Here is a 12,800-nt window from a genome sequence, read left to right as displayed (position 1 = left end):
AGCGCTTCGAGGTCGACGACCTCGTCCTCGGCGGGAGCCTCGACGTCGAACTCCTCGTCGAACTCCGAGAACGTGACCGAGCCGGTGTCCTCACCCTCGGTCTTCTCGATCTTCACCAGGTAGTGCGGCTCGTCGACCAGGATGTAGCCGGTCGAGGTGCCCTCCTCGGGGTCCTCGTTCTCGACGCGCACGACCTCGTCACCGTCGAGCTCGTCGGTGCCGTCGACGGAGTACGTCGACTGGTCGTCGTCCTCGAGCAGCTGGTCGAGCAGCTCGTCGAGGTCGCAGAACTGGTTGAACGAGTCGTCCTCGGGCGCGATCACCACCCACTTGTCGCCGACGGCCGTGAGCACCTGATCGGCGTTCTCTCCGGCCGACGAGCGCCAGAACGCCTCGTCCGGGCGCATCCAGGTCTCCCCGGCGACGCCGAGCACCTCGGCCGTGCCGCCGTCGACGCCGATCGAGCCGGTGCAGTCGCCGTCGGAGCTGGCCTGGATGTCGATGGTGATCTCCTGGCCGTCGTTGGTGACGGTGCCGGCGACCTTCACCGCCTTCAGCTCACCCATGTCCGTCTTCGCCGCCGCGACGATGTCCTCCGCCGGGCCCTTCGCGAAGTCGTCCCCGTCGTCGCCGCCGCAGGCGGTGAGTGCCGCAGATGCGATGCCGAGCCCTGCCAGTGCCAGTCCGATGCGTTCCATGGCCGGAACGCTAGCGGAGCCGCTACCCGACGGTCGCAGCAGCACGTTCGGTGGACGGCTCCGGGCCCTCCTCGCGGAAGCCGTACCTCTCCCACCAGCGTCGCGCCGGACCGGGCGCCCACCAGTTCCAGCGGCCAAGCAGCTTCATGGTCGCCGGCACGAGCACCGCTCGCACGACGGTCGCGTCGATGAGCAGCGCGACCAGCATGCCGATGCCGAGCATCTTCATGAACACGATGCCGGAGAGGCCGAAGGCGCCGATCACCACGGCCAGCAGCAGCGCCGCGCTGGTGATGATCCGTCCGGTCTTCTGGACGCCGGTCACGACGGCGACGTCGTTGTCGTGGGTCCGGTCCCACTGCTCGCGGATCCGCGAGAGCAGGAACACCTCGTAGTCCATGGAGAGCCCGAAGAGGATCGCGAGCATGAGGATCGGGTTCGTGGCGTCGAGATAGCCCTGGGCGGCGAACCCGAGCTGCTCGGCGAGGTGACCGTCGGAGAAGATCCAGGTCACGACGCCGAAGGACGCGGTGATCGAGATCAGGTTCATCACCACCGCCTTGACCGGCAGCACCACCGAGCCGAAGGCCAGGAACAGCAGCGCGAGCATCACGAGCACGACGATCAGGCCCATCCAGGGCAGGTGGGCGCCGACCGAGGAGATCAGGTCGACGGTCTCGGCGGTCACGCCGCCGACCAGCACCGTGCCGCTGTCGGGGTCGAGCGCGCGGATCTCCTCGACCGCCTCCTGCGACGCCTCGGTCTGGCTGTTGCCCTCCCAGGTCGCGCGCAGCAGCGTGGTGTCCCCCTGCTGGTCCACCGGGGCCACGTCGACCACGCCGTCGACCTGCCGGACCTCGCGGGAGTACGACGCCACGTCGTCGGCGCCCGTCCCGCGGAGCAGCAGGTTGGCGGTCGACGTCTCCGCACCGAACTCCTCGATGAGGAGCGCCTGCGCCTGGTGGGCCGGGGCGTCCTCGGGCAGGACGCGATGGTCGACGCTCCCCCACCGTGCACCGAGGAACGGCGAGGCGATGACCAGCAGCGCGACGACCGTGACCACGATGACGGCGACGGGCCTCCGCATGACAGCGCGCGTGAGGCGTGCCCACCGGCCGTGCTCGTCGGCGCCGGCGGCCGGACGGTGCCGCCGCCACGGCATCCGGCCCGCGTCGACCCGCCGGCCGAGCAGCGTCAGCGTGGCCGGCAAAGCGTCAGCGCGGCGAGCATGGCGACGAGCACGGCCGCGATGCCGCCGTACCCCATGCTCCGCAGGAACGACTGCGGGAAGATCAGCAGGCTCGCGAGCGCGGCGGCGACGGTGAGGCCGGAGAACATCCCGGTGCGGCCGGCGGTGGCCATCGTGCGACGGATCGCGATGCGGGAGGCGTCGGGATGGTCCTCGGGCAACGCGGCGAGCTCCTCGCGGAACCGGCTGATGACGAACAGCGCGTAGTCGATCGCCAGGCCGATGCCGAGCAGCGAGACCACGTTGACCGCGAAGACCGAGACCTCGGTGAACGACGCGAGGACGCGGACGGCCGCCAGCGCGCCGAGCATCGCCACCACGCCGACCAGCGCGGGCATGGTCGCGGCCACGACGCTGCCGAAGATGAGCAGCGCGAGGAGCACCACGACCGGCAGCGAGATCAGCTCGGCCCGCTTGAGGTCCTCGGAGGTGATCTCGTTGACGTCGGAGTAGACCGCGAAGGCGCCGGCGAGGTGGGTGTCGACGCCGGCGGCGCGCAGCGTGGGCTCGAGCTCGTCGTAGTGGGTGAGGTACTCGTCCTGGCTGTCGCCCGCGAGCGAGATCAGCACCTGCGCGGCGTGCCCGTCCTCGGACACCAGCCCGGCGTCGGGGGCCTGCCACCACGGGATCACCGGCGCGGTGGTCCCGGCCGGCAGGCCGGCCACGACGTCCTCCACGGCGCCCCGGAACTCCGGGTCGGCGGCGGTGAGCTCGTCGCTGGAGTAGACCGCCACGACGTCGATGGACCGGTTGCCGAAGGTCTCCCGCTCCGCGTCGAGCTCGCGGGCCGACTCGGAGCTCTTGTCGTCGAACCCGCCCTGGCTCAGGGAGTCGAAGACCCCGCCGCCGTAGGCGCCCGCACCACGGCGACCTTCGCGGCCGCCGCCGATGCGCTGCCCGACGACGATCACGCCGCCCGGCTGCTGGCGTCCGTGACCGCGTTCCGCAAGTGGGCCCTGGCCAACCCGCGCGAGTTCGGGCTGGTGTTCGCCAACCCATCGCGGACACGGCCTGCCACCGCCGCGAGATGCTCACCCTCTCCTCCTCCGGGCACCTGTTCACCAGCCAGATGCGTGCCCTGTGGGAGCAGAACCACCATCCGATCGTGCCCGTGGACGACCTGCCGCCGGCGGTGCCCGAGTCCGTCCTCGACCCGCTCATCCCGGCCGAGATCGAGAGTCTCGCGGTCGAGGACCGCGGGCTGGTCTGGCTCTACATGCAGGGCTGGACCCAGCTCTACGGCGTGGTCGCCCTCGAGGTCTTCGGCCACATGGACCCGCGGATCATCGAGTCCGGCGAGATGTTCATCGACACCCTCATCGGCTTCGCCCCGAAGATGGGCCTCACCGACGACATCCCCCGCCTGGAGAAGCTGGTGCGGGAGTGGCTGGCGCGGTAGGCGCCGCCGGGGGATAGTCCCTGCCGGTCGAGGGGTCGACACGCCGTGCTGACCCCTCGAACGTCAGGGACTACCCCAGCAGCTCGTCCACCCACCCCGGCACGAGCTCCGAGGCCGGGCCGTGGTCGGCGCGGTCGAAGAGGTGCGTCCCGTCGCTGGGCACCAGGTTGAGCTCGAGCGTGCGGGCACCGGCGCGGGCGGCGTACTGGACGAAGCCGGCGGCCGGGTAGACCGCCCCGGAGGTGCCGACGGAGACGAACAGGTCGGCGCCGTCGAGGGCCCGCTGGATGCGGTCCATCTGGTACGGGATCTCGCCGAACCACACCACGTCCGGCCGCAGCTCGGCGACACCGCACGCCGGACAGGGCGGCTGGTGCAGGAGCGGACCGTCCCACCGGTGCCGCTGGCCGCAGGCCCGGCACAGCGCGGAGCGCAGCTCGCCGTGCATGTGCAGGACGCGGCTGGAGCCGCCGCGCTCGTGCAGGTCGTCGATGTTCTGGGTGACGACCAGCAGGTCGTTGCCGAGGTCCTCCTCGAGCCGGGCCAGCGCGTAGTGCGCGGGGTTGGGCTCCACGCCGAGCAGCGCCGCGCGGCGCTCGTCGTAGAAGCGCTGCACCACCGCCGGCTGGAGGTCATAGGCCTCCGGCGTCGCGACGTCCTCGACGCGGTGGCCCTCCCACAGACCGTCGGCGTCGCGGAACGTCGGCACCCCGCTCTCCGCGGAGATGCCCGCACCGGTCAGGACGACGATCCTCACCGGCGGGGCTCCGCGTACACCGTGACCGCGTAGCCGCCCGCGGGGTCGAACGCCTCGCGGTCCCACGTGCCGTAGCGCGCCGCCACGTCGAGCCCGAGGGCGCCGAAGGCGGCATCGACGTCGGCCAGCGGCGTCACCGGGCAGTCGCCGGGCAGGTGGGCGGCGTCGGTGCCGAAGCCGCAGACGACCACGCCGTCGGGCGCGAGGTGCGCGCCCAGGCGCTCGCACGCGTCGAGCAGCGTGCCGGGCTCGAGCAGCGGGATCGTGTTGCCGGCGACCAGCACCACGTCGCAGGCTCCCCGGAGCTCGGGGAGGTCGAACGACGCCAGGTCCCCCAGCCGCCAGTCCAGCTCGGGCGCGGCGGCGCGGGCCTGGTCGAGCATGGTCGGGTCGACGTCCACGCCGACGACGTCGTACCCGAGCTCGTGGAGGCGTACGGCGACCCGGCCGGTGCCGCACCCGGCGTCGAGCACCCGTGCCGGCGCCGGGACCAGGCCGGCCACGAACCCGGCCTCGCCGTGGACGTCCTCGCCGCGCTCGGCCATCGCGCGGAAGCGCTCGGCGTACCTCACCGCGTAGTCCTCGCCCGCGCCCTGCCGGGCGATCCGTTCCCACCGCGTCGTCACGAGGTGAGCCTCCGCCGCGTGGCCTGCGCCTTGAACTCGTCCATGAAGAGCTTGTGGATCTTCTCGCTCTCCAGCGCGCCGCCGACCGTGCGCAGCTCGCCCCGGGCCATCCGCTCGCAGACCCGCACCCAGGCGTGGCCCATCGCGTACGTGAACGTGCCCGCGATGGTCGCGTTGATCGTGCCCGCGACGGCGGTGCCGGCGCCGGGGACGAACTTGATCAGGTTGCCGACCAGCGACCGGCCCGCGGTCGTGGCCGCGGCGGTCGCGGCGAGCGACGCCGCGGTCGAGCGCTCCACCGAGATCCCGTAGGTGACCGCGATCGAGGCCATCATCGTCAGCTGGATGGGGACGAGGATGGCGGCGTCGCTGAAGGGGATGGGGGAGGCGCCGGCGGTGGTGGCGGCCCCGGTCGCCACCTTGATCGCAGCCTCCGCGCGCTCGCGCTTGCGGTCGAAGTCAATGCGCTGAGCCGCCGTGATCGCGTGGGCAACGCCCGCAGGCGCACCTCGAAAGGTGGCATCGAGGAGCTCCTGGAGGCCGTACGCCGCCTGGCCGGTGAACTCGTCGGCGAGCGCCATCGTGTAGTGGATCAGCCCGTCGGCGATCGGCAGCCGCAGGTCGGCGATGCGCGCGGCGAGCGCCTCCGCGTCCGGGTGCACGCGGCCACCGCTGGCCGGCACCTGGGTGAGCACGAGGATCACCGGCAGCCCGAGGTCGTGCAGCGCGCGGACGAACTCGGCCTCGGTGCTCTCGAAGCGGCGGTCCCCCGCCCGGACGCAGTACCAGGCGACGTGGAGCTGCTCGGCCAGCGGCCGACGCCGCATCGTCGCGAGGTAGTCGCGCAGCTCCCCGATCAGCGCCTCGTTGTCCTTGCCGACCTCGAGGCCGCGCGTGTCGAGGACGCCGAGCGTGCCGGACTGGTGCAGGTAGAGGTGCTCCTGCATCGTGACCGGCTCGCCGATGCCGGTCTGGGCGATCTCGGTGCCGAAGATGGCGTTCACCAGCGTGCTCTTGCCGACCCCCGTCTTGCCGAAGATCGCCAGGTTGAACCGGCCGATCTCGTCGGCCTTGTCCTGCCAGGCCTTGCTGAAGGCCTTGCCGAACCAGTCGTCAGCGGGTGTCGCCATGCGCCAAGCCTCTCAGGGACGGGCAAGCACCGGCACTCGCGCCGTGGTGTGGCGGGCGTCAGTAGTGCCAGGGGAACCACGGCACGCTCCGCGATCTGATCGAGGGTCTCTGGCAGTGTGCGGCTGACCTGCGCACACGTGTTGGCGATAGGCCCCACCGGACATGCTGCTGCGCAGTTGCCACGCACGAGGTGAGTCTCCAAGCGCGCCGGGGCAGCGTGACACGAGACCCAGGTGCGTCGAGGTGGAGCCCGTGCGCTCCGACAGTTCGTCCAGTCATCCGACAAGGGCGGTCTCGGCGACCTACTGCAGGAGGAGGAAGCGCCAGCTCCCCGGACGCCCCCCGCACCGCCCGGCACGACATGGCCGTCATCTGCTCGCCGAGCTCGCGGCTGTACCCGCCGTATGGCAACGCCGGGTCGGAGCGGGAACCGCAGCACGCGGCCGGCGCCTGGGTCGCGATGCCGTTGGAGCACTCCGACGCCGCCCCCGGGTCTGACAGCTGTCGGGACCGTGGCGGCCGTGATGGCGTGGCCAAACGGGCGAAGGAGGTCCCTGAGTGGAGTCCAGCAGAGTGGTGTACGACGGACCTGAGTGAGCGCGTGCCTCCAACGTAGGCGCGGCCACCGGGTGGATCCTTCGAGTGATCTCTCACAACCGACTCGAAGAAGGACACCACGAGGCCCTCTGAACCTGCCCAGTATCGACCCTGCGCGCTTCCTGACCGAGCAGCTTCGAGCGGGCCAGTCCTGATCTGATGCGTGATCTGCTCACCACGTTCGTCAACGCGCTGCTGTCCGCGCAGGCCGACGCGGTGTGTGGGGCCGGCTACGGCGAGCGCAGCAGCGAGCGGGTCAACTCCCGCAACGGCTACCGCCACCGCGACCTCGACACCCGGGTCGGGACCCTCGACGTCGCGGTGCCGAAGCTCCGCACCGGGTCGCTGTACCCGGACTGGCTGCTCGAGCGCAGGAAGCGGGCCGAGCGGGCCCTGACCAGCGTGGTGGCGACCTGCTACCTGCTCGGCGTATCCACGCGCCGGATGGACAAGCTGGTGCAGACCCTGGGCATCACCGGGCTGAGCAAGTCGCAGGTCTCGGTGATGGCACGTGAGCTCGACGAGCACGTCGAGCAGTTCCGCACCCGCCGACTGGAGGACGCGGGACCGTTCACGTTCGTGGCCGCCGACGCGTTGGTGCTCAAGGTCCGCGAGGGCGGCCGGGTGGTGCCGGTGCACGTGCTGGTCGCCACCGGCGTCAACGCCGACGGGCACCGCGAGATCCTCGGCGTGCAGGTCACCTCGAGTGAGGACGGCGCCGGGTGGCTGGCGTTCTTCCGCGACCTGACCGCCCGCGGCATGGCGCCGATCCAGGCCCGGGTCGCGCTGGCCCGCAACGCCTGCCGCCTGATCTACCGGATCCTCGCGACCCAACAACCCTTCGACGAAGAGGCGTATCGTCGAGGAAGGCTCAGCCGCGGACGGTGACGGCCACGTTAGCTATGCCGCTCGACGGCGCAACCTAGCTTGCCGCCCGCCCGCGCTGGGCCGCCTCACACGGCGCACACGAAAGCCTGCCCGCCAAGGGCGCCTGATCAGCCTGCCGACTCCAGCGGCCCAAGCCGGACTCCTCGATCACGCTTCGTCGCGAACCCCAAGCCAAGGTCGCTACGACGCCCTCGGCCGATGCCGCCCGTCGTCACTCTTGACTGCTCGCGCGAAAGCTAGGAACCGACAAGGCGAGCGACAGCCGTCGTGCCCACAGTGACCAGGAGCCCCAGTGCCAGCGGGAGAACAGTGGCGACGACGGTCCACCTCGGGCTGCCCGTCTCCTTCCAGATGGTGAGCACAGTCGTGCTGCACGGGTGGTGGAGGAGCGTGAACAGCATCAGGTTGACCGCCGTCAGCACGGTCCACCCGCCGGTGTGGACGAGCACGTCCCCTGCCTGGGCGGTTGCGAGGTCGAGCAACACACCGGCATGCGTCTGAGGACCTTCGCCGAGGCTCACCGTGAGCATGAGGATCGTGGGGATGATGATCTCGTTGGCAGGGATCGCAACGAGATAGGCGAGCAGGATGATCCCGTTGAGTCCCATCATCATGCCGATGGGATCCATCGCGGCGGCCAGGTGCCCGGCGAGGCTGTCTTCCCCGATCCGCACATTGCTGATCAACCAGATGACGGCTCCTGCCGGAGCCGCCATGACCAGCGCCCGGGTGAGGACCTTCAGGGTGCGGTCGACCACGCTGGTGTAGATCGTGCGCCACACCTGTGGCCGGCGGTACGGCGGCAGCTCCAGTGTGTAGATCGACGTCTCGCCGCGCAGGACGCTGCGGGAGAGCACCGATGCGACCAAGAACGACACCACGATGCCGAGGCAGGCAACGAGGACGACGCTGGCCGCCGCCACCGCGCCCGCCAACGGCGCGGGGACGAGGGTGCCGAGGAAGATCGTGCTCATCAGGATCAGCGTGGGCCATCGTCCGTTGCAGACACTGAAGTTGTTGGTGATGATCGCGATCAGCCGTTCGCGGGGGCTGTCGATGATGCGTGTCGATGTCACTCCCGCGGCGTTGCAGCCGAATCCCATCATCATCGTCAACGCCTGCTTCCCGTGCGCTCCGGTGCTCCCGAAGAGGCGGTCCAGGTTGAAGGCCACGCGCGGCAGGTAGCCGAGGTCCTCCAGAAGAGTGAAGAGCGGGAAGAAGATCGCCATCGGCGGCAACATCACTGCCACCACCCATGCCACACCGAGATAGACACCATCGACGAGGACTCCGGTCAGCCAGGCGGGGCTGCCGACACCCTCGAACACCGACCTGATCGCCGGATGGCCGTGGTCGACCAGCAACTGGAAGAGGAGTTCCGACGGCAGCGCCGCGCCGGCGATGGTGAACCAGAAGACGAGGTAGAACAGAGCGCCCATCACGAGGAACCCCACCACGCGGTGGGTCAGCAGACGATCGAGTCGCTGGTCCCAGGCCGGCCGGGGACGTAGACCGTCGGTGTCGACGCTCGCGCGCGCGATGCCCTCCGCCTCTTCGTAGATCCTCAGCACCAGCTCGTCCTCGAAGCCGAGCGGGAGGTCCCTTCGCAGCCGTGCCACGTCGCTGAGCAGAGAAGGTTCTTCCATCAGCTTGCCGTCCGGCTCTGTGCCGCCGCGTGCACGTCCCCGAGGCGGCCGTCGACGACGGCCTTCGTGATGCTCTCGTCGCCTTCGAGCAGTCTCAGGGCCACCCACCTGGCGTTGCCCAGACCCGCGAAGTCAGCCGAGAGGCGATCCGTGAGCGTCTCCACCGCCGTCGCCACCGACGCCGGGAGCTTCAGGGTTCGAGACCGGCCGACCGTGATGCCCGCCGCCGTCGAGGCAACCGCCTCGAGCAGGTCGGAGACTCCCTCTGCCCGGCGAGCGGACATCGGTACCACCGGTACCGTGAGCTCACGCGACAGGTGACGGACGTCGATCCGGAGGCCGTGCCGAGCGGCCTCGTCCATCAGGTTCAGCGCCACCACCACGCGGTTGGTGATCTGAAGGACCTGGAGCACGAGGTTCAGGTTGCGCTCGAGCCGGGTGGCGTCCACCACGACCACCGTGACGTCCGGGTCGCCGAAGAGCAGGAAGTCCCGGGCAGCGTCCTCGTCGCTCGAGGTGGTCAGCAGCGAGTAGGTGCCCGGGAGGTCTACGACCCGGTGAACCACGCCGCGGTACCGATAGGCGCCCTGCGCCCGAGCTACGGTCGTACCGGGCCAGTTCCCGACGTGCTGGCGCAGGCCCGTCACGGCGTTGAAAACCGTGCTCTTGCCCGTGTTCGGGTTTCCCGCCAGCGCGACGATGACGTCGTCGCCGTCGCAGCGCAGCCCCAGGCGCTGGAGGTTCGCGACATGAGCGAGAGCGCAGGAACTACATCCGTCAGCACGCATCGCTCCTCCGCCCCGACCGGTCCGACCCGAGCCGGACGATGACCTTCTCGGCCTGCGAGCGGCGCAAGGCGACCAGGCCACCACGCACGAGGTAGGCCGTAGGGTCGCCGAGAGGGCTCACCCGCTCGGCGCGCAACTCGCAGCCAGGCAGGATGCCCAGGTCCATCAAACGTCTGCGCTCCGCTCCGACGGCTTCCAGGCCGATGACCACGGCAGCCATGGGCGGACGGACCTCGTGGAGTCTCATCGCGTGCCCTCACTGTCGTGTACGCCGTGGTGGACCACGCTGCCGCTGAGGGCATCGACCAGGTCGCCGTCCAGCACTGTCACCGACCCATCAGCGCGCACCGTGAGGCTCCCACGAGACTCCGCCGAGCACTCGACCTGCAAGATCGCGCCCGGCCGGACGCCGAGGTCCGCGAGCCGCCGCAGGATTCCGCTGTCGCGGTCGCTGACTCGTCCCACCACGAACGAGCAGCCAGCGTGCTCGGCACGCAGCGGCTCGTCACCGCACTCGTCATGCGGCCCGTCCTTCGCTGGGATCGGGTCGCCGTGTGGATCTCGCTCAGGGTGCCCGAGGAGATCAGCGATCAGGTCCGTCACCCGTTCGCTGAGTCCGTGCTCGAGCACCTCGGCTTCGCGGTGGATCTCGTCCCACCCGAGGCCTAGCTCTCGGTGCAAGAACGTCTCCACCAACCGGTGGCGGCGCACGATGCTGCGCGCATGGGCCATGCCATGGCTGCTCAGCTGCACCTGGCCCCACGAGACCTGGTTGACCAGGCCCGCCCGTCGAAGTCGCGTCACCATGGTCGACGCGGAGGAGGAGGTGACTCCGAGGTGCTCGGCGATGGCCGAGGTGCTGGCGGGGGATCCGCCAGCGGTGAGCGCGAAGACCGACTTGAGGTAGTCCTCGACAGTATCGGTCTTGTCGATCGCGCAGCACTGACCGCCTTCCCGGTGTGCGCTTGGGTTGCCCATGGACCGAAATTAGAGCCGTCGAACTCCGGGGTCTGTCTCAATGTGAGAACAGACTCGCCAGTGCTCAGGACACGACGATCCGCAGCACTGCTCCGATCACCATCGAAGCGACTGCCATGGCCAGGATGACGGGGACGAGACGGGTGCCTCGTTCGATCCGGGCCCTGATCGCGGAGGGAGCCATCTCCAGGGAGACCAGACGAAGGCACGCGATCCTCGCCACGCACAGGGCGGTCACCAGTGCGCCCTCCGCCAGCAAGAAGGTGCCGAGGTCGGTTGTGGTCATGCTGCTTCTCCTTCTCGCGACCGTCAGGCCGTCCACCGAGCGACCTCGTGGGCCCGGTGGACGACCTCCGCGCGGCGCGCTGCCCGCGCGGTGCGCTCAGTAGATGTTCGAGGGCCGGACCATGCCTTCGGCGAGATCGCCGAAGCCCGGCGCGATGATCGCGCCCGGGTTGCCCATGACTTCTTCGACGACAGCTGTCTCAGTCGTCAGCAAGAGGGCCGCGATGGACGCCGCGCTCTCCAGTGCCGCTCGGGTCACCTTGACGGGATCCATGACACCCTCGTCGAACATGTCGCCGTACTTTCCGGTCAGGGCGTTGAAGCCGTGACCGAGCGGAAGGGTCGTGACGACGTCAACGACCTCGTCACCCTCGTAACCGGCGTTGATGGCGATCCAGCGCAGCGGCTCAGCGAGGGCACGCCCCACGACGTCGCGTCCGATCGCTTCATCGCCCGTGAGCTCCACCTTGTTCAGCACCCGGTGCGCTTGCGCCAGGGCGGTGCCGCCGCCGGAAACAAGCCCTTCCTCCAGCGCCGCCCGAGTGGCTGCGAGAGCGTCCTCGACGCGGAGCATCCGCTCCCGCAGCTCGACGCTCGTCGCGCCGCCGACCCAGATGACGGCGACGCGTCCGGTGAGGCGGGCGATGCGCAGTTGCAGGCTGTCCTGGTCCGCGTCGATCCGGGCGCGCTCGAGCTGTGTCTCCAGCTGCTTGATCCGAGCCTCGACCAGACTCACGTCACCATGACCGCCGACGATGGTCGTACTGCTCTCCGTGACGGTGATCCGATCGCAGGAACCCAGGTGCTCGAGAGTGACCTCGGCCAGCTCGACGCCGGTGTCCTTGGCGATCACGTGGCCACCCAGCGCGATGGCGAGGTCCTGCAGCTCGGCGACGCGACGGTGCCCAAAGCCCGGTGCGCGCACGACCACCGAGAGCATCGTGTGGTGCATGTTGCCGCCGACCAGCAGCTGCAACGCTGGACCGTCGACGTCCTCCGCGAGAACCACCAGCGGTCGGTCGGCACGCTTGGCCACCTCGATCGCGGGCATGATGTCCTGCACCTGGTCGATCTTCTTGTTGGTGAGCAGGACGAGCGGGTTCTCGTGGACCGCCTCCATTCGCTCGGGGTCGGTGACCATGTAGCCGGAGATGTAGCCGTGGTCGAACTCGATGCCGTCGACCACGTCCACCGACATGCCCAGAGCGTCCGACTCCTCAGTCGTCACGATGCCGGACTTGCCGACCCGATTGACCGCCTGGGCGATGACCTTGCCGATGGACTCGTCGTCGCTGGCGGCCAACGTCGCAACGTACTCGAGCTCGCGCGCTCCGGCGACCTCGACTGCCTGCATGCGGAGCGCGTCGACCACGACCGGGATCGTTCGCTCGATGCCGCGGCGCAGCCGCATCGGGTTGGCACCCGCCTCGACGGCCCGCATGCCCTCGCGCACCATCGCCTGGGCGAGGACGGTCGCCGTTGTCGTGCCGTCACCGACCGCGCCGTTTGTCTTCATCGCGACTTCCTTGACCAGCTGGGCGCCCATGTTGGCGAAGGGCTCCCGTAGCTGGATCTCGCGCGCGATCGTCACACCGTCGTTGGTGATGGTGGGCGGTCCCGTGAGCTTCTCCAAGACAGCGTTGCGCCCCTTGGGGCCGAGCGTGACCTTGACCGCGTCCGCCAAGGAGTTCACGCCGTGCTCGAGGAGGCGACGCGCCTCTTCGTTGAATCGCAGTTCCTTTGCCATGTCTGACAACC

13 protein-coding genes and 1 pseudogene are annotated in these 12,800 nt (G+C 69.8%); 2 read left to right on the top strand and 12 right to left on the bottom strand.

What is annotated here, in order from left to right; genetic code table 11:
• From ACYQ0U_RS04795 to ACYQ0U_RS04785, 3 genes are all read right to left on the bottom strand, one after another.
• Nucleotides 1–698, bottom strand: a 698-nt coding sequence (locus tag ACYQ0U_RS04795) for a hypothetical protein (RefSeq protein ID WP_459969976.1), incomplete at its 3' end; no start/stop codon positions are given.
• Between the two features lie 22 nt (nt 699–720).
• Nucleotides 721–1,908, bottom strand: a complete 1,188-nt coding sequence (locus ACYQ0U_RS04790) for an MMPL family transporter (protein ID WP_459969975.1) — start codon at nt 1,906–1,908, stop codon at nt 721–723.
• Nucleotides 1,893–2,858 (bottom strand): MMPL family transporter, encoded by a 966-nt coding sequence (locus ACYQ0U_RS04785; protein WP_459969973.1) that lies wholly within the window; start codon nt 2,856–2,858, stop codon nt 1,893–1,895. The genes ACYQ0U_RS04790 and ACYQ0U_RS04785 overlap by 16 nt, the downstream gene beginning before the upstream one ends.
• Nucleotides 2,859–2,974: 116 nt before the next feature.
• On the opposite strand from ACYQ0U_RS04785, the gene ACYQ0U_RS04780 reads away from it, so the two are divergent.
• Nucleotides 2,975–3,346, top strand: a complete 372-nt coding sequence (locus ACYQ0U_RS04780; RefSeq protein WP_459969971.1) for a hypothetical protein — start codon at nt 2,975–2,977, stop codon at nt 3,344–3,346.
• A 70-nt stretch (nt 3,347–3,416) separates the two neighbouring features.
• Here the strand turns inward: ACYQ0U_RS04780 and ACYQ0U_RS04775 are convergent, their stop codons facing one another.
• The 3 genes from ACYQ0U_RS04775 to ACYQ0U_RS04765 are packed head-to-tail and all read right to left on the bottom strand — an operon-like array spanning nt 3,417 to nt 5,859.
• On the bottom strand, nt 3,417–4,103 hold the full coding sequence (locus ACYQ0U_RS04775; RefSeq protein WP_459969969.1) for an NAD-dependent deacylase: 687 nt from the start codon (nt 4,101–4,103) through the stop codon (nt 3,417–3,419).
• Nucleotides 4,100–4,729, bottom strand: coding sequence for a class I SAM-dependent methyltransferase (locus tag ACYQ0U_RS04770; protein WP_459969967.1), 630 nt, complete (start codon nt 4,727–4,729; stop codon nt 4,100–4,102). Before ACYQ0U_RS04770 ends, ACYQ0U_RS04775 begins: the two co-directional genes overlap by 4 nt.
• Nucleotides 4,726–5,859 (bottom strand): GTPase family protein, encoded by a 1,134-nt coding sequence (locus tag ACYQ0U_RS04765; RefSeq protein ID WP_459969964.1) that lies wholly within the window; start codon nt 5,857–5,859, stop codon nt 4,726–4,728. Before ACYQ0U_RS04765 ends, ACYQ0U_RS04770 begins: the two co-directional genes overlap by 4 nt.
• Nucleotides 5,860–6,552: 693 nt before the next feature.
• Here ACYQ0U_RS04765 and ACYQ0U_RS04760 point away from each other — a divergent pair.
• A pseudogene (locus ACYQ0U_RS04760) lies at nt 6,553–7,231 on the top strand (IS256 family transposase); the annotation flags it as partial.
• A gap of 350 nt (nt 7,232–7,581) precedes the next feature.
• On the opposite strand, the gene ACYQ0U_RS04755 reads toward ACYQ0U_RS04760, so the two are convergent.
• The 6 genes from ACYQ0U_RS04755 to groL form a co-directional block, all read right to left on the bottom strand.
• Nucleotides 7,582–8,916 (bottom strand): nucleoside recognition domain-containing protein, encoded by a 1,335-nt coding sequence (locus tag ACYQ0U_RS04755; RefSeq protein WP_459969962.1) that lies wholly within the window; start codon nt 8,914–8,916, stop codon nt 7,582–7,584.
• A 74-nt stretch (nt 8,917–8,990) separates the two neighbouring features.
• Nucleotides 8,991–9,779, bottom strand: a complete 789-nt coding sequence (locus ACYQ0U_RS04750) for a FeoB small GTPase domain-containing protein (protein ID WP_459969960.1) — start codon at nt 9,777–9,779, stop codon at nt 8,991–8,993.
• Nucleotides 9,769–9,999 (bottom strand): FeoA family protein, encoded by a 231-nt coding sequence (locus ACYQ0U_RS04745; protein ID WP_459969958.1) that lies wholly within the window; start codon nt 9,997–9,999, stop codon nt 9,769–9,771. Before ACYQ0U_RS04745 ends, ACYQ0U_RS04750 begins: the two co-directional genes overlap by 11 nt.
• Nucleotides 10,000–10,022: 23 nt before the next feature.
• Nucleotides 10,023–10,757, bottom strand: coding sequence for a metal-dependent transcriptional regulator (locus tag ACYQ0U_RS04740; RefSeq protein WP_459969956.1), 735 nt, complete (start codon nt 10,755–10,757; stop codon nt 10,023–10,025).
• Between the two features lie 64 nt (nt 10,758–10,821).
• On the bottom strand, nt 10,822–11,043 hold the full coding sequence (locus ACYQ0U_RS04735) for a hypothetical protein (protein ID WP_459969954.1): 222 nt from the start codon (nt 11,041–11,043) through the stop codon (nt 10,822–10,824).
• Between the two features lie 96 nt (nt 11,044–11,139).
• On the bottom strand, nt 11,140–12,789 hold the full coding sequence (groL, locus tag ACYQ0U_RS04730) for a chaperonin GroEL (protein WP_459969952.1): 1,650 nt from the start codon (nt 12,787–12,789) through the stop codon (nt 11,140–11,142).
• Nucleotides 12,790–12,800: the final 11 nt, after the last annotated feature.

It is taken from the genome of Nocardioides pyridinolyticus, assembly GCF_054653575.1.
This window is presented reverse-complemented; position numbering and strand designations above follow the sequence as displayed.

Excerpts from the sequence above, each read along its gene's own strand:
- groL (WP_459969952.1), bottom strand. The coding sequence starts at position 12,789 with ATGGCAAAGGAACTGCGATTCAACGAAGAGGCGCGTCGCCTCCTCGAG.
- ACYQ0U_RS04765 (WP_459969964.1), bottom strand. The coding sequence starts at position 5,859 with ATGGCGACACCCGCTGACGACTGGTTCGGCAAGGCCTTCAGCAAGGCC.
- ACYQ0U_RS04735 (WP_459969954.1), bottom strand. The coding sequence starts at position 11,043 with ATGACCACAACCGACCTCGGCACCTTCTTGCTGGCGGAGGGCGCACTG.
- ACYQ0U_RS04745 (WP_459969958.1), bottom strand. The coding sequence starts at position 9,999 with ATGGCTGCCGTGGTCATCGGCCTGGAAGCCGTCGGAGCGGAGCGCAGA.
- ACYQ0U_RS04780 (WP_459969971.1), top strand. The coding sequence starts at position 2,975 with ATGCTCACCCTCTCCTCCTCCGGGCACCTGTTCACCAGCCAGATGCGT.
- ACYQ0U_RS04750 (WP_459969960.1), bottom strand. The coding sequence starts at position 9,779 with ATGCGTGCTGACGGATGTAGTTCCTGCGCTCTCGCTCATGTCGCGAAC.
- ACYQ0U_RS04740 (WP_459969956.1), bottom strand. The coding sequence starts at position 10,757 with ATGGGCAACCCAAGCGCACACCGGGAAGGCGGTCAGTGCTGCGCGATC.